13 protein-coding genes and 1 pseudogene are annotated in these 15,276 nt (G+C 64.5%); 5 read left to right on the top strand and 9 right to left on the bottom strand.

Going from position 1 to position 15,276, the window contains the following annotated elements:
* Nucleotides 1-684: pseudogene (locus tag NKI21_RS29840) on the bottom strand (autotransporter outer membrane beta-barrel domain-containing protein); the annotation flags it as partial.
* 399 nt (nt 685-1,083) lie between these two features.
* On the opposite strand from NKI21_RS29840, the gene NKI21_RS29835 reads away from it, so the two are divergent.
* Nucleotides 1,084-1,590 carry a hypothetical protein gene (locus tag NKI21_RS29835; protein ID WP_352868785.1) on the top strand — a complete coding sequence of 169 codons (507 nt, stop codon included), beginning with the start codon at nt 1,084-1,086 and terminating at the stop codon, nt 1,588-1,590.
* 74 nt (nt 1,591-1,664) lie between these two features.
* Here NKI21_RS29835 and NKI21_RS29830 read toward each other — a convergent pair whose 3' ends face one another.
* Nucleotides 1,665-2,612 (bottom strand): AraC family transcriptional regulator, encoded by a 948-nt coding sequence (locus tag NKI21_RS29830; protein WP_352868782.1) that lies wholly within the window; start codon nt 2,610-2,612, stop codon nt 1,665-1,667.
* A gap of 248 nt (nt 2,613-2,860) precedes the next feature.
* Between NKI21_RS29830 and NKI21_RS29825 the strand changes: the two genes are divergently transcribed.
* Together NKI21_RS29825 and NKI21_RS29820 are read left to right on the top strand one after the other, a co-directional pair.
* The gene (locus tag NKI21_RS29825) at nt 2,861-4,003 is read left to right on the top strand and encodes a helix-turn-helix transcriptional regulator (protein ID WP_245486383.1); all 1,143 of its coding nucleotides are present in this window, start codon (nt 2,861-2,863) and stop codon (nt 4,001-4,003) included.
* A 302-nt stretch (nt 4,004-4,305) separates the two neighbouring features.
* Entirely contained in the window at nt 4,306-5,016 is a 711-nt protein-coding gene (locus tag NKI21_RS29820; RefSeq protein WP_352441802.1) for an outer membrane protein, read from the top strand.
* A gap of 157 nt (nt 5,017-5,173) precedes the next feature.
* On the opposite strand, the gene NKI21_RS29815 is transcribed toward NKI21_RS29820, so the two are convergent.
* The 6 genes from NKI21_RS29815 to NKI21_RS29790 all read right to left on the bottom strand — a co-directional run bounded on the left by NKI21_RS29815 (nt 5,174) and on the right by NKI21_RS29790 (nt 12,972).
* On the bottom strand, nt 5,174-7,489 hold the full coding sequence (locus NKI21_RS29815; protein ID WP_352441801.1) for a xanthine dehydrogenase family protein molybdopterin-binding subunit: 2,316 nt from the start codon (nt 7,487-7,489) through the stop codon (nt 5,174-5,176).
* A complete protein-coding gene (locus tag NKI21_RS29810; RefSeq protein ID WP_023814335.1) occupies nt 7,486-8,469 on the bottom strand; it encodes an FAD binding domain-containing protein in 984 nt (327 codons plus the stop codon). Before NKI21_RS29810 ends, NKI21_RS29815 begins: the two co-directional genes overlap by 4 nt.
* Nucleotides 8,466-8,945 carry a (2Fe-2S)-binding protein gene (locus NKI21_RS29805; protein ID WP_023814336.1) on the bottom strand — a complete coding sequence of 160 codons (480 nt, stop codon included), beginning with the start codon at nt 8,943-8,945 and terminating at the stop codon, nt 8,466-8,468. Before NKI21_RS29805 ends, NKI21_RS29810 begins: the two co-directional genes overlap by 4 nt.
* Nucleotides 8,946-9,171: 226 nt before the next feature.
* Nucleotides 9,172-11,430 carry a xanthine dehydrogenase family protein molybdopterin-binding subunit gene (locus NKI21_RS29800; RefSeq protein WP_352441800.1) on the bottom strand — a complete coding sequence of 753 codons (2,259 nt, stop codon included), beginning with the start codon at nt 11,428-11,430 and terminating at the stop codon, nt 9,172-9,174.
* Complete coding sequence (locus NKI21_RS29795) at nt 11,420-12,478, bottom strand: FAD binding domain-containing protein (protein WP_352441799.1); 1,059 nt, start codon at nt 12,476-12,478, stop codon at nt 11,420-11,422. The genes NKI21_RS29800 and NKI21_RS29795 overlap by 11 nt, the downstream gene beginning before the upstream one ends.
* Nucleotides 12,475-12,972, bottom strand: a complete 498-nt coding sequence (locus tag NKI21_RS29790) for a (2Fe-2S)-binding protein (RefSeq protein ID WP_352441798.1) — start codon at nt 12,970-12,972, stop codon at nt 12,475-12,477. The genes NKI21_RS29795 and NKI21_RS29790 overlap by 4 nt, the downstream gene beginning before the upstream one ends.
* Nucleotides 12,973-13,263: 291 nt before the next feature.
* Here NKI21_RS29790 and NKI21_RS29785 point away from each other — a divergent pair, with 291 nt between their 5' ends.
* Both NKI21_RS29785 and NKI21_RS29780 read left to right on the top strand, forming a co-directional pair.
* On the top strand, nt 13,264-13,884 hold the full coding sequence (locus tag NKI21_RS29785) for a TetR/AcrR family transcriptional regulator (protein WP_127327753.1): 621 nt from the start codon (nt 13,264-13,266) through the stop codon (nt 13,882-13,884).
* A gap of 18 nt (nt 13,885-13,902) precedes the next feature.
* Nucleotides 13,903-14,172 (top strand): bestrophin family protein, encoded by a 270-nt coding sequence (locus tag NKI21_RS29780; RefSeq protein WP_352441797.1) that lies wholly within the window; start codon nt 13,903-13,905, stop codon nt 14,170-14,172.
* Nucleotides 14,173-14,235: 63 nt separating this feature from the next.
* Here the strand turns inward: NKI21_RS29780 and NKI21_RS29775 are convergent, their stop codons facing one another.
* Nucleotides 14,236-15,240, bottom strand: a complete 1,005-nt coding sequence (locus tag NKI21_RS29775; protein WP_352441796.1) for a zinc-dependent alcohol dehydrogenase family protein — start codon at nt 15,238-15,240, stop codon at nt 14,236-14,238.
* Between the last annotated feature and the right edge of the window lie 36 nt (nt 15,241-15,276).

Below are 15,276 nucleotides of genomic sequence, written 5' to 3'. Positions count from 1 at the left end.
GGCGTCGATGGAGCCGTTGGCGGTCACGTCGATGTTGCCGGTCCCCGAAGCGTTGAGGATCGCGGCCACCATGCCGGCATTGCCCGCCTTGATGTCGCCGTTGGCGACCTCCGTGATATTGCCTGTCAACGACTGGGTCTGGACGTCGATGGCATCCTTGCCCGCGGTCAGTGCGGTGACAGCGTTTGTGGTCACCGAAATGCCGGTGCTGGTCGCGACGTCGCGGACAGTAATACCTTCGCCTGCCGCCGAAAAGATATTGCCGGAGACGTTAATGTCTATCGAGCCGACACCGCCGGTCTGCGTCACATCGAACGCGTTGCCGGCGCCATGGTTGATGATGTTTCCACCCGTGTAGGTGATGGCGCCGCCAGCCGCCGAGACCGACAGGGCCGCCGTGCCACCCGCGGTCGGCGTGTTGCCGGCTTCGACGCTGATCGTGCCATTGTTGGTGACGGTGACGCCGCCGGCGTCGGCGTTGGAAACCGCAAGGCCATAACCGCTTACCGTCGTTCCCGGATCGACAGTGACGATGACTTGCGTGGGCGACAAGTTCTGATAGTTGCGGTCGTTGGGTGCGTCAGCGGGAAATGTCGTGTCGGTGGTGGAGGTCGTGTCGCATTGGACAGTGACGGCACCGACGAGACAATCCGCCCAGGCTTGGCCGGACGCCAGCAGACTCACGCCCGCGGCCGCAGCAATCCCGATGGCGGATCGCAGCGCAAGCTGGCTCGCCTGTGAACGCAGGTTGCTCTGTCGGGCTGAATTCGAGGGGGTCTGGCTTAGGTCCGAAGGCCTAAGACCGGCGGAATCTTGAACACGCCCCATGATTTGCCCCTCGCAGCCAATTCATGCGACCCCGGATCAGTCCGGGGCTGACTTGCCTGATAGAAATCTCTAATGTGATGCTTGGAGTTATGTCAACTGAGTACCTAAGAAAGATACCAAATACAAAACGTTCCATTCCAAACTCTTCTTCGAGGAATAACTAGCAACGCTATCGTGCAGACGTCACTGTGAGCTTCTTAAATTTCGATTTCGAATCGCTGAACGTCGTACGGGAGTGGTTCAGTTGCGAGGGCGGTGTTTTATTTCTGGAATCAACCGGCCAAATTTAAAAAACTTAAGTCAACCCTTGTCCAGGACGGCACTGAAGTTGTCACCTGGCGCACAAGTATTTCCGGCTCTGGACAGACCGTGATCTGTACGGTGCGTGTCGAAATGAAGACTGCGATTGTAGAAAAGGCCGGTCGTTCCTTGCAAAAGAACGTCTTCTCATCGGCGGATTTGCCGTCGCATCTGGATTATCGCGCGCGCTTCGCGCTTGGCAGGACATTCGCCGGCGATGGTGAAGAGATCGCCGCCGGCAAAAGCGAACGTCGAGGTCGGCGTGACATCACCGAAGGCATGGCGTCAGCCGAGCATGCCGCGCGCCGTCGCCTTGATTCGCCGAGGCCCAAATCGGTGGAAGCACGCAGGCTGAGCGTGATGAAGGTGGCGTCGGTGGTTGAATTCGCGCTGGTCAGCGCCGCAGATCCGCCCGTTTCGCTGAAGCCGTCGATCGGCCATCGCATTCGGAGGCGCCATTGATCGCCGCCGGATCTCGGCTTTTGACGGAGAGGTAATCGGAATCGAGTCGTGTGTAGGTTTCCGGGTCTCCGGTTCTATCTGGCGCTCGTCGGCGTGTAGCCGAAGCGGCGGCGAAAGCAGCGATTGAAGTACGACACATCGCTGAAGCCACTGGTCATGGCAATTTCGCTGACGCGCATCTCGCCATTCTGTCTCTGCGAAAGCATTTTGTGGGCCGTCTGCAGGCGCAGTTCGAGAACGCGCTCGGAGAAGCTGATACCCGACTTCTGCAAAAGATTGTGAACATAGCGCGCCGACAGGCCGAGTTCCTGTGCGACGCCTTGCGCCGAGATGCCGGGCTTGGCGAAATTGTCCGCGATCTTCACCAGGACCGCTTGCAACCTGGCTGCCCGCAGACCGCGCAAGCCGGCCAGTTCGGCAACCTCACCCTTGGCACCTGTCACCAGACCGATCAGATCGACGATCGTTTCCGTCGCGTGCGCAATAAGATCGGGCGAGATGAGAGGGCGGCCGGTTTCAAGAAGTTGGCAATAACGCTTGAGAAGATCGAGAGCTTCGTTCTCGGCGCCGATCTTCAACGCCAGCCTGTCGTCGATCTGCGGGAAGGCCCGTGCGAGGACGCTGCGCGGGACCACCACGTTTGTCCACACATTGCTGTCGGCGCCGGCCATTTTCAGCGCTTCCGATGCTGTGACCAGCACCGCTTCTCCCTGCCCGACATCATAGTCGCGGCCGGCCTGGACGCCGGTCAACAGTGTGTCGGATTTGTTGATCAGCAGGAGATAACCGCCGTTGCCGTCATCGGCGATATTGCTCGCGTTCCTCGTCGCATGCTTGATCGTTCCGGACATCTGGCCAAGAACCAGTGATCCGACAGCTGTGGCTTCGATCGCAGCTTCGAAAGGCAGGTTGTCCGACATGCCGTATTCGACCGACCATATCTGCGCGACATGGATGTCTTGCCAGAGGGAAAATCGATCGCGATCATTGAGATGCGACGGCAGTTGAGCCGATGAAAACACCGTCTTTCGTGACAATGGAACACCCCGATACCCACAGCTTCAAGAATATCGAAACGAAATGTTTCCTGATCCTGGAACATTGATCGTTTGGCGTTCAACTGATCGAATTAGATATATAATCCAGCATGATCACGCATGGCGTCACCCGAAAGTATGACGCGGCAAATCCTCCGAGGTGAGATTGCCTCTTTTACAACGAACGGCGGCCCGCCCATCCGGGGAGGTGGGCACGTCAGGAAACTGGGGGCGTGGTGGAGAGACTGAGCAGCGAAGTCCTTTCGTCGATCATCGGCGATATCTACGATTGCGTTTTGAATCCGGAAGGCTGGGCCGGGGTAATGATCCGGATCACGGAGGCTGTAGACGCAGCCTATACCACCGTCGCGCTTGCCAGCACTGCCGGCAATCATGGCCGCTTCGCGGCCCAATCGCCCTGGGATCCCGTGCAAATGCGCGTGCTCCAGGAGGACTATGACTTTGACGCAGTTCCCGGACTGAAGGCCGCGGTTGTCGGCGACATCGACACACCCGTTGCGACGCTGTCGCATATGAGCGAAGCCGAACTCCAGCAGACGCCATTTTTCCAGAATTGGGCCAAACCGCAGGGATTGCGCGAAGCCTGCATCACCAAATTCGTCCATACGCCGGACCGGATCGGGCTCATGGGCTGCACTACGCGGGCCGACAGGGGAATCATATCAGCTGAAGAACAGCGCTTCCTGGCATTGCTCTCGCCGCACCTGCGCCGTGCGTCGCTGATTGGAGATCTGCTCGATCAGGCTCGCGTTACCGCCGACCTTTACCGCCAGGCGCTCGATCATCTCGCCGTGCCTGTCGTGCTTACCGGCGCCAACGGAGCAATCCTCCATGCGAATGGGGCTGCCGAACGGATGTTTTCGCTGCAAGGGCCCATTTTTTCCAGGAACGGTCTGCTCCAGGTGCAGAATTCGGCGGTGGCCCGCGCCCTGCTGGATGCAATCGCCAGTGCGGCGAGCGCGGATACCTCGCTTGGCTCCCGCGGTATAGGCCTGCCCATTTCGGCCCCAGGTCAGCCGCCCGCCGTCGCCTATATATTGCCGTTGACCGAAGGAACCGCTCGCGCTGCTTTCCGGCCCGCATGTGCCGCCGTCTTCGTTTCGACCACGACGTCTTCTTCTCCACTCCCGGAAGCCGTTCTCGCCACTCTGTTCGACCTTACGCCCGCGGAGGCGCGGGTCCTGCTGCGCATCGGCAGCGGATTGTCCGCGTCGAAGAGCGCGCTGGCGCTCGGTGTCGGCGAAAACACTTTGAAGACCCACCTCAACCGCATCTTCGCCAAAACCGGCACGAGACGCCAAGCCGATCTCGTCAAACTCGTTTCGGACATCGGCACGCCGCTGGCAGCTCAGTGAAGGGCGCCGATCGCCGGGGACCCAACATCCTCGTCGACGCGCACCTCGATAAACGCGCGCCAGCCGTAGCGGGAATGGTTGCCGTCAGGCTCCGCGCTGGGCAGTGCCAGCTGGTGTCATTCGACTGAGGCTGAATGGCCACACCGGCCGAAAAAGCGTGGCATTGCATTTCAGGACAATTCGCGTGCGGCCCAGCCCAAGACACGTCCGACGGACAATGCGACATCGGGGCGGCGACAACACCGGATCTCCGCGAGGCATTCGCGGCGGGGACCACAACATTCTTGGGGCGGTAGACAACAATGAAAACTCTTCTTCTCGCAACGGCCTTGATTCTCGCGCCGCTCGGTATGGCGTGTGCGGCTGATATCAATGAGGTTTCGCCTGTTGCCTCCACCTACGACTGGTCCGGACTCTATGCCGGCGTCGACATCGGCTACGCGGCCGGGAAATCCAATCTGTTCATCGCCGGCGGCGGACTGGGCGGGGCCACCGATCTCAATGTCTCCACCGATCCGAACGGGTTTATCGGCGGTGTCCATATCGGCGCCAATTACCAGATGGAGAACAGCTTCGTGATCGGCGCCGAGGCCGACATTGTGTACAGCAATATAGATGGGCTGACGGCCCTCGACGCCGGCGGCGGCGGTGTCACCACCTTGCTCAAGAGCGAACTCAAATGGTCGGGGTCGGCGCGGCTGCGGGCCGGCTATGCTTTCGATCGGACCTTGCCCTACATCACTGCCGGCGTCGCCGCGGCCAAGTATGAGCTTATTGCGGTCAGCGCCGGTGGCCCTGCCGCCGAAGTAACGCTCCACAGCGACAGCCATGTCGGCTGGACCGTTGGCGCCGGCATCGAGCACGCCTTTACCGACAAGTGGGTCGCGCGGGCCGAATATCGCTACTCGGATTTCGGCAGCCAGGACCTCTCGGTGGCCGCCGGCCTGCCCACGGAAACCCATGTCGACCTCCAGACGCAGGATATCCGGGTCGGGCTCAGCTACAAGTTCTGATTGCTGGTGCTACAAATCTCCCTCGGGAGATGGCCGGCAGGCCAGGGGCGGCGGGGCTCGGCCTGCTGCCGCAGACGGGGTCGGCGCACTACACGCGGCGACCCCCCTCTGTTGCCTCTGGCGACATCTCCCTCGAGTGGGAGATCAGCCACCGCCCTCAGATTAGCTTCTCCAGTGTGATCGGCAAATCCCTTACTCTCTTTCCCGTCGCATGGAACACCGCGTTGGCAATCGCCGGTGCGACGCCGACGATGGCCAGTTCACCGACGCCCTTGCCGCCGAGCACCGAGGAGTGCAGGTCGGGGACGCCGACCGAGATCACCTCGATGTCGGGAATGTCGGCATTGGTCGGCACCAGGTAATCGGCGAGGTTGTTGTTGACGACGCGGCCGTGGCGGCGGTCGACGATGCCTTCTTCCAGCAGTGCCTGGCCGATGCCCATGATGATGCCACCCTTCCATTGGCTTTCGGCCAGCTTGGGATTGTAGAGCCGGCCCGAATCCAGTGCCGACACCACGCGTGACACGCGCACCGTGCCGAAGTCCTCGTCGACCCGCACCTCGATGAAATGCGCGCACCATGAGTGGCGGGAGTAGTCGCCCTCGGTGTGCGGCAGCGCCATGGCGATGGTGGTGTAGTTCTTGTAGCGATCCTCTGGCGTCGAATTGGCCGGCATGGTGTCGCCGATGGCTTCGATATGGTCGCGGCCGACGCTTTTGAGCAGTTCGGCGATCGAGACATCGGGACCGTCGCCGCGCGGCGAGGCGATGCGGCCGTTGGCGACGACCAAGGTGTTGGCCTGCAGCGCATGGAAGGGCGAGCGCGGATCGCTGATGGCGAGGCCGATCAGCTGGTCGAGCGCCGAGGTCGCCGCCTTGTAGACCGCACCCGTCATGACGCCGGCAAGCCGCGAACCGCCGGTGACGCCGGCGCGGGGGAAACGGGAGTCGCCGAGCTTCACCACCACGTCGTCGGCTCGCACGCCGACCGTTTCGGCGGCGGTCTGCGCCAGGATGGTGTACGTGCCCTGGCCCATGTCGATCGAGGAGCTCTCGACCTCGACCGAGCCGTCCGCCAGGATGCGCACGATCGCCTCGCCATAGGCGCGCCGCACCGGATAGGTGCCGGCGGCGACGCCCCAGCCGATCAGCTGGTTTTCGTCGCGCATCGAGCGCGGTTCGGGCGTGCGCCTGGACCAGCCGAAGCGCTCCGCGCCTGCGGCAAAAGCCTCGCGCAACTGTCTGGTCGACCAGGCTTTCTTGGCATGCGGATCCTGTTCGGCATAATTTCTCAGCCGGATCTCCAGGGGGTCGATGCCGACCTCGTAGGCGAGTTCGTCGATGGCGCTTTCGATGCCGAAGGCCGAAGGGTTTTCGCCCGGCGCGCGCATGGCGCCCGGCACCACCGAATTGACCCGCACGACATTCTGCCTGGAGGAGAAATTCGGCGTCGCGTACATGATCGAGATGACCGATCCGAGCGGCTCGACCCACATGCCGTCCATCGACGTCTCGTTGATGCCACGATGCACGATCGACTGGATTTTTCCTTGCGCGTCGGCGCCGATCGTCACCGTCTGGCGCGTCGCCGCGCGGCCACCATAGCCGGTAAAGGTCTGCGGCCGCGTCATCACCAGGCGCACCGGCCGGCCGAGCATTCTGGCGGCACATGCGGCCACCGCGCCATGGCTGAGCGCCAGCGCCTTGGAGCCGAAGCCACCGCCAATATAGGGCGAGACCAGCCGCACATTCTCGAACGGCACGCCGAACCATTCGGCATAGGTGCGCGCCATCCCGTCCAGCCACTGGCTCGGCTCCCATACGGTGAGCTTATCGCCTTCCCAGCGCGCGATCAGCCCATGCGGCTCTATCGGCGCCTGGTATTCGCGCGGCGTGTTGTAGGCGGCGCAGATGCGGACCGGTGCCGACGCGAACGCACCTTGCGCATCGCCCCATTCCTTGGTCATGGCGTCTATCGGGATGCCGTCGCCGGCCTTGGCATCGCTGAGGTCGACGATGGCAGGCGTCTCGTCATAGCTGACCTTGACCAGTGCTGCCGCCGCCACCGCCTGTTCGAAGGTCTCGGCGACGACAGCGGCGACATGCTGGCCCGAGAAAGTGATGTCGCGCGCAAGCGGGCAATAGGGCTTGTCGGGCGGCGGTGTGCCGAACCAGTCCGCCGCGGTCCTCAGGCTGATGATGGTGTCCGGCGTCAGCACCTGCAGCACGCCGGGCGCCGCCTCGGCGGCCTTGGTGTCGATCGCGCGCACCTTGCCGGATGCAATCGTGCTCTCGACCAGTACGGCGTAGGCGAGGCCTTCGAGCTGCTGCTCGACGGCGTATTTGGCCGCACCCGTGATCTTGGCCGGGCCGTCGACGCGCGACAGCCGGCCGCCGACGGCTTCGGCAAAAGCGCCGTCGGACGCATCGCCGTGTCTTCCGACGTGAACGGTGCTTGCGATGTGAACGGTCATGCCGTTTCTCCCAATTTGAGGATGGCGCGCGCGACGACGCGCGGCGCGAGCTCGATCTTGTAGTGGTTGGCGCCATGGTCGACGGCGCCTTCGACAGCGAGCAGGCTGGCGGACCGCACGGTTTCCGGCTCCAGCGCCTTGCCCTTCAGCGCGTCTTCCACGGTCCGCGCCCGCCATGGTTTCGTCGCGACACCGCCGAGTGCGACGCACAAATCGCGGATCGTTCGGCCGTCAGGTTCGAACTCGATACCGACCGCCGCGCTCGCGGCGGCAAACTCATAGGATTGCCGGTCGCGGATTTTCAGGTAGGTCGACCGCCGGGCAGCGGCCGAGCCGGGGATTTCAATGGCGGTGATCATCTCGCCCGGTTCAATCGCATGTTCCCTATCCGGCGTGGTGCCGGGCAGCAGGAAAAAGTCGTCGACCGGGATCTGGCGCTCGCCCAGATGCACGATCGCATCGAAGGCGACCAGCGCCACGGCCAGGTCACCCGGATACATGGCGATGCAGGCCTCGCTGGTGCCGAGTACGGCATGGCCACGGGTAACGCCGCCGATCGCCGAACAGCCAGAGCCGGGCTCACGCTTGTTGCAGGCAGGGAAATTCGCGGGATCGCGGAAATAGGGGCAGCGCGTGCGCTGCATCAGATTGCCGCCGATGGTCGCCATGTTGCGGATCTGCGCGGAAGCCGCCTGCCACAGGGCTTCCGACACCGCAGGAAAGCGGCTCTTGATGTCGGCATGGTCGGCGACATGGCTCATCCTGGCCAGCGCGCCGATGGTGGCGCCGCGTTCGTCCACCTCGATGCTGTCCAATCCCTTGAGATGAGCGATGTCGACCAGTGTCTCGGGCTCGGCGACGCCGCATTTGGCGAGATCGATCAGCGTGGTGCCGCCGGCCAAGAGCATGGCGCCGGGCAGGGCGGCCGCCTGGCGTGCCGCATCGACCGAGCTGGCGCGAAAATAGGAAAGGTCCCTCATGATGCGACCTCCAAGGCGGCTTGGCGAATGGCGGCGACGATGTGCGGATAGGCGCCGCAGCGGCAGAGATTGCCGGCCATGTATTCGCGGATCTCGTCGTCGGAGCCGGCATGGCCTTCCCGGATGCAAGCGACCGCCGACATGATCTGGCCCGGCGTGCAATAGCCGCACTGGAAAGCGTCGTGCTCAAGGAAGGCAGCCTGCACGGGATGCATTTCGCCCTCCCGTGCAAGCCCCTCTATGGTGGTGACGGTGCGGCCCTCGACCTGAGCGGCCAGCGTCAGGCAAGCCAGTACACGCTCGCCGTCGATATGCACCGTGCAGGCGCCGCACTGGCCGTGGTCGCAGCCCTTCTTGGTGCCGGTCAGGCCGAGCCGGTCGCGCAAGGCGTCGAGCAGCGTGACGCGCGGCTCGAGTTGCAGATCGTGATGATGACCGTTGATATCGAGATGAACTGGGATCGTTGTTTTGGTCATGGGCGTCTGGCTCCAGTGCTTGACGCGAAGTCGGTTGACTCATGTTGGCCGGCGGGACCTCGCGCCGGCTGTGCGGCCCTTCGCTGCCGCTCCCTGTCCTTCGGGCGTTCAGCCCCTTAAAAAGGTCCACTGGACCTTTTGATCCGCCCGAAGGCAGACCGGGCTTTCACCGTTCGTCGGACGGGAGCCAAGCAATTGGCTTCCCGTCCGCTACGCGGACCACTCCTCACCCCAGCAGGTCCTCGATGCGGATCGGAAAGCGCCGCGGCCGCACGCCGGTCGCATGCCAGACTGCATTGGCGACGGCGCCGGCCGTGCCGGTGATGCCGATTTCGCCAACGCCCTTGATGCCGAGCGCGTTGACATGAGGGTCGTCCTCGTGGACCAGCAGCGCCTCGACCGACGGAACGTCGGCATTCACCGGGACATGATATTCGGCGAGGTTGGCATTCTGGATCCGGCCCGAGCGCCGGTCGGTGATGGCTTCCTCATTCAGCGCGAACGAGACGCCCCAGATCATGCCGCCATAATACTGGCTGCGCACCAGCCTGGGATTGATGATCCGCCCGGCGGCGAACGCGCCGACCAGCCTTGTGACGCGGATCTGGCCGAAATCCGGATCGACCTTCACCTCGGCAAACACGGCGCCGTGCGCGTGCTTGGCATAGGTCTCCTGGGATGCCGGGTCGGGAGCGCCTTTGCCATGGCCCTCGATCTCGGTGAGGCCCGCGCGCTTGAGGATCTCGGCATAGCTTTCACCGCGGCTTTCATCGTCGCGCCGATAGAGGTGGCCGCCGCGCGCCAGCACGCCTTCATTGCCGGCGCCGAACAGCGGCGAGGCCTCGTTGCCGGTGGCGAGATCGGCAAGCCTGGCGATGACGGCGGCACCCGCATTGTGGATCGCCATGCCGGCCGTCGCCGTGTGGCCGGAGCCGCCGGCAATGCCTGCATTGGGCAGGTCGGAACTGCCGGCCCTGAAATCGACCTGGTCGATATCCAGTCCCAGTCCGTCGGCCGCGATCTGGGCGAAGGCGGTCCAGGCGCCTTGCCCCATGTCCTGCGCGCCGGTCTCCATCAGGCCGCTGCCATCGGCCCTCAGCACCGCACGCGCTTCGGCCTGGAACATGAGCGCTGGAAAGGTCGCCGTGCCCATGCCCCAGCCGGTGAGGAAACCGTCGGCGTCGCGCATCAGCCGAGGCTGAAGCGGGCGGCTCGCCCAGCCGAACGTCTCGGCCGCTTGCCTGTAGCACTCGCGCAGCGCCTTGGAGGAAAACGGCTTGCCGGTCATCGGCTCGACCTCGGCATAGTTCCGCAGCCGGAACTCCAGCGGGTCCATGCCGCAAGCGTGTGCCGCCTCATCGATGGCGCTTTCGAGTGCGATCGAGCCGGTGGCTTCGCCGGGCGCCCGCATGAACAGCGGCGTACCGGTGTCCAACCGCACCGCATCGTGCGAGGTGGCGATGGCCGGGCTGGCATAGAGCGTGTGCGAGGCATCCGCCGCGGGTTCGAAGAAATCGTCGAACGTGCTCGACGCAGTCTTGGCGTGATGGTCGAGTGCCGTCAGCCGCCCTTCGCCATCCATGCCCATGCGCAGCGTCTGGCGCGTCGGCGCACGGTGGCCGACCGGGCCGTACATCTGCTCACGCCGCAGCACCAGCTTGACCGGACGGCCGACGAGGCGCGCCGCCAGAATGCCGAGCACCTGCGGCCCGGAGATCATGCCTTTCGAGCCAAAGCCGCCACCCAGGAACGGGCTCCGGATGTGGACGTTTTCCGGCGCGATGCCGAACAGGCCGGCGATGCGGCCCTGCGCCATGGCAAGGCCCTGACTCGGCGTGTCGATCGACAGTGTGTCGCCATCCCAGGCGACGACGATCGCATGCGGCTCCATGGCGTTGTGGTACTGGGCCGGCGTCTCGTAGGTGGCCTCTATCCGCGTCTTTGCGGATTTGAGGCCGGCCTCGACATCGCCCTTGTGCTGCACCGCCGGACCGCCGACACCGACACCGCGCGGCACGAAGCTTTCAGCGCCGTCGAGGCCAACGCGCGCCGGCAGCACTTCATAGCGCGGCGACAGCAGCGCCGCCCCCTCGGTCGCCGCCTCCAGCGTCTCGGCGATCACCACGGCGATGCTCTGGTTGGGGTAGCGGACCTGATCGTTTTGCAGCAGGTCGAGCCGGAACATGAAGGGATGGTCCTTGGCATCCGGATCGGCGGCGAGCGCCGGCCGGTTCTTGGGCGTCATCACCTCGACCACGCCCTGGTGCGCCTTGGCCGCCTCGATATCCAGCGCGGCAACGCGGCCGCGCGCGATGCTAGAGACAGCGAGCACGGCGTAAAGCATGCCGGGCGGATGGTTGTCGGCGGCATAGCGCGCGGCTCCGGTGACTTTCAGAAAGCCGTCGCGACGGGTCAGCGGCTGGCCGATGCTGGAGCCCTGCCGGGCATGGGCGGGTTGCTGGTTGAGGCTGAGTTCAAGCGTCATGGCGCGCTCCGGGAATGTTTGAGAACGGGGAGGCAGGAAGGGCTGGCAGCCGCTCGGGCGTTCCCGCCTGGGCAGACATCAGCGCCCTGACCACGATGCGTCGGGCAAGCTCGATCTTGAACGCATTGTCGCCGGATGGGCTGGCATCGGCCAGGGCGGCCTCCGCGGCGCTGGCGAAGGTCACCTCGTTGGCGTCCGCGCCAAGCAGGACGGCTTCCGCCGTTCGTGCCCGCCACGGCTTGGCCGCGACGCCGCCCAGCGCCAGCCTTGCGGCGCGGATCTTGCCGCCATCCACGACGAGCGCTGCCGCGGCCGATACGACGGCAAAAGCATAAGAGGTGCGTTCGCGAACTTTCAGGTAACGGGCATTGGCGGAGAAGGAGGCCGCCTCCGCCGGTAGGCGCACCGCCACGATCAGGTCGCCGGGCTCCAGCGCATTCTCCCGCTGCGGCGTTTCGCCGGGAAGCCGGTGGAATTCCTCCAGCGTCACATGGCGCCGGCCCTTCTTGCCTTCGATCTCGACCACGGCGTCGAGCGCCACCAGCGGCACGCAGAAGTCCGACGGGTGGGTGGCGATGCAGGCATCGCTCCAGCCCAGCACGGCGTGCAGGCGGTTCTCGCCGCCCAGCGCATCGCAGCCGGCGCCTGGCTCGCGCCTGTTGCAAGCGCTGGCGGTGTCGTAGAAATAGCTGCAGCGCGTGCGCTGCAGCAGATTGCCGCCGACGGTCGCGGCGTTGCGAAGCTGAGCCGAAGCGCCCGACAGCAGCGCCTCGGCCACCGCCGGATAGGATTTGGCGAACGCCGGATCGTAGGCAAGGTCGGCATTACGGACCAGCGCACCGATGCGCAGGCCACCATCGTCCAGCCGTTCGATGCGGTTGAGCTCCGGCAACCGGGAAATGTCGACGATACGCTCGGGACTGGTGATGCCGCCTTTCATCAGGTCGAGCAGATTGGTGCCGCCGGCGAGATAGGCCGAACCCGGCTCGGCTGCCGCGGCGATGGCGTCGGGGATGGTGGCGGGCCTGATGTAATCGAAATCTCTCATGCCGCGGTCCTCCGGTCGGCTTTGGCAAGCTGTTGCTGGGCTTCCAGGACGGCCTCGACGATGCCGCCATAGGCCGCGCAGCGGCATATGTTGCCGCTCAGCCCCTCACGGATGCGTTCGGGATCGTCGCCGGCCTGTGCCTCGGCGATCAGGCCGAGCGTGCTCATGATCTGGCCGGGTGTGCAGAACCCGCACTGGAAGCCGTCATGGGCGATGAAGGCGGCCTGCACCGGATGCAGCTCCTCGCCGTGGGCGACGCCTTCGATGGTCAAGACTTGGGCGCCGTCATGGCTGACCGCCAGCGCCAGGCACGAGTTGATGCGCTTGCCGTCGACCAGCACCGTGCAGGCGCCGCACTGGCCGCGATCGCAGCCCTTCTTGGTGCCCGTGAGATCGAGCCGCTCGCGAAGCAGGTCGAGCAGGGTTACGCGTGGATCGACCTCCAGTTCGTGTTTGTGTCCGTTGATCGTGAGGGTGATGGGAAGGCTGGTCATGGGCGTCTGGCTCCAGTTGCTTGACGCGGATGGGATTGAACTGGTGCCTTGCCGCAGAAGGGCAAGGTAACCGTTCGGTCAGGTCTTGACGGCGAAAGCGGAGATGGCAGCGGGTCTCCCGCGAGGCAGGCGGGCAGGGGAGATGTCGGCTTGCGTGTTCGAAAGACGTGACATACCGGTTCCCCTGATTATATGATAAAGGTGCTCCACTAAAACGGAGGCGCCTCCGTTTATTACGTGGTGGCTGACCCGGCCGGGTTCAAGCCCCCCTGACACGATGTGGAGAAAAAATTGGCCAGCGAGCCGTCCGCCATTGCTGAACAGAAGGCCGAGGCCGTAGACGCAAAGCCGCTGCGCGCCGATGCGCGGCGCAACCGCGACCGGCTGGTCGAGGTGGCGGTGTCAGTCTTTGCCGAGCGCGGCATCGATGGCTCGCTGGAGGAGATCGCGCGCCGCGCCGGCGTCGGCATCGGCACGCTCTACCGGCATTTCCCGACGCGCGAGCATCTGGTCGAGGTGGTCTATCGCCGCGAGGTGGAGGCGCTGTGCGCGGCCGCCGGCGAGCTTGCCCAAAAACATCCGTCCGATGTCGCGCTGGAACAGTGGATGCAGCGCTTCGTCGACTACATCGCCACCAAGCGCGGCCTGGCGACCAGCCTGCGCATTGTGCTCACCACCAATTCGACGCTGTTTTCCGACACGTTCGGCCGGGTGTCGCAAGCCTTGCGACAGCTGGTCGAGGCGGCGGTGGCCGACGGCACCATCCGCGGCGACGTCGACGCTTCCGACGTGCTGCACGCGCTGGGCGGCATCTATTCAGCGCCCGACACCCCCGAATGGCGTGACCGCTCGCGCCGGCTGGTCAAGCTGTTGATGGACGGGTTGCGGTTCGGGGCTGCAAAGGCACAATGAGGACACCAGATTCCGGCCGTGCAAAACCAGACCTGTCGATTTGAGGGGACCGATGTACTCGGGTCGATCGCAATCTGGCTGACGATCTCGTTTAGCACGCTGCTGGGCTGGGCTTACATGTCCCTCGACCAGGTCGGCGAAAGCAGCGCCAACCCGTTCGAGGGCAACGCCAACGACGTCCCGATCTCGCAGATCTGCCGCGACATCGAGATCGAGTTGCGCAGCGGGCTCGGCGAGGCCGATCTTCCCAAGCCCCTGCTGCCGGTCAACGACGACATCGCGACCTAGGCAGGATCACGACGAAGGCGCGGACCCGACGGTCCCCTTCATCGTGCTGCTGGCTGAAGCCGCTCAAACGTCGAGGCAGACCTTGCCGAAATGCTTTTGGGTTTCGTAGTGCGCGAAGGCGGTGGCGATGTCCTGCAGCGGAAAGTGGCGGTCTATGACGGGTTTCAGCCTGTTGGACTCTATCGCGCGGATCATATCCTCCTGGTCGACCCGGCTGCCGATGGAAATGCCGCTGATGCGGATCTGGTTGGAAAACAGGGCGGGGATAGACACTTCCGCCGCAAAGCCGGTCAGGACGCCAACCAGCGCGATATGCCCGCCCGTTCTGGAGGCCGCAATGGACTGCGCCAGCGTGGCGGGTCCGCCGACCTCGATCACGTGATCGACGCCGCGTCCGTCGGTCAAATCCCTGGCCTTGCGGCCCCAGTCGGGGACGGATTTGTAGTTGATGACGGCGTCGGCTCCGAGGCGCTTGAGCCGCTCCAGCTTCTGCTCGTCGGATGAGGTGGCGATGACCCGGGCGCCGGCGGCTTTGGCGAATTGCAGCGCGAACAGCGATACACTGCCCGAACCGAGGACCAGCACCGCGTCGCCCGGCTTCACCTTGCCGCACACAACCAGGCTGCGCCAGGCAGTAACGCCCGTGCAGGTGAGCGAGGCTGCCTCGACATGCGTATAGCCTGCCGGTGCCCTGGTGAAAGCGTGCGCCGGCATGCAGACATACTCGCTGGCGAAGCCGTCGAAACTGTCTCCCGGAATGTCGCGCCTTGTGCAGGGCGTCATGTCACCGCCCAGCCACCAGGGATAGAAGACGCTGACGACGCTGTCTCCGGGCTTGAGTGCATCGACACCGTCGCCGAGGGCAATCACCTCGCCGGCGCCGTCGGAGAGCGGAACACGGCCGTCAACGAACGGTGTCTTGCCCTGCACCGCGAAGTCGTCGCGCATGTTCAACGCGCAGGCCCGGATCCTGACCAGCACCTCGCCCGGCCCTGGCTGGGGCGGATCTTCCTCGACCAGGTCGAGATTGCCCAAGCCGCCCGGCGCTCTCAGCCTGACCAGTCTCATTGTCTTCTCCGATGTGTGGGGTGTTTGGAATTGGAA

The sequence above is a fragment of the Mesorhizobium sp. M0715 genome (assembly GCF_040320355.1).
Lineage (GTDB): Bacteria > Pseudomonadota > Alphaproteobacteria > Rhizobiales > Rhizobiaceae > Mesorhizobium.
This window is presented reverse-complemented; position numbering and strand designations above follow the sequence as displayed.